1 pseudogene is annotated in these 405 nt (G+C 78.5%); it reads left to right on the top strand.

The features are described 5' to 3' along the window. Positions 1–405: pseudogene (locus D7V97_RS43860) on the top strand (hypothetical protein); the annotation flags it as partial.

The following is a 405-nucleotide window of genomic DNA, read 5'->3' on the forward strand; positions in this document are numbered from 1 at the left end:
GCGCTCCGCGTTCGACCTCTTGGCGAGCGGCCCGGAGCTGGGCGGCGGCGACGTTCCCCGGGACGTGCCAGCGCGCAAGGGCGCGCGGACGTCGGTGGTGCCGCCGGAGGTGGTGGCGCGGGCGCTGACGGACGCCGGGCCCCGGCCCGTGCCCGTGGCCTCCGCGGACGAGTCCGGTCCGGTGGTGGCGCCCGAGCGGGACGAAGGCATCCCGGTCTACGCGGAAGCGGGGGAGCTGCGCCGGGCCGCGCCGGAAGCGGAGGCTTCGCCACGTCCCCAGGGAGGCCGCGTGTCCGAGCCCGGCGTCGGGCTGCTGCGTGACGCGCCGCGTCCGCCGTTCAAGGCGGTGCCGGTGGCGGTGGCGGTGGTGCCCGGGCTGCTCTTGCACGGGTTGGGGTCGTGGGT

Origin of the sequence: Corallococcus sp. CA053C, from assembly GCF_003611675.1 — a bacterium.
Classification (GTDB): domain Bacteria; phylum Myxococcota; class Myxococcia; order Myxococcales; family Myxococcaceae; genus Corallococcus.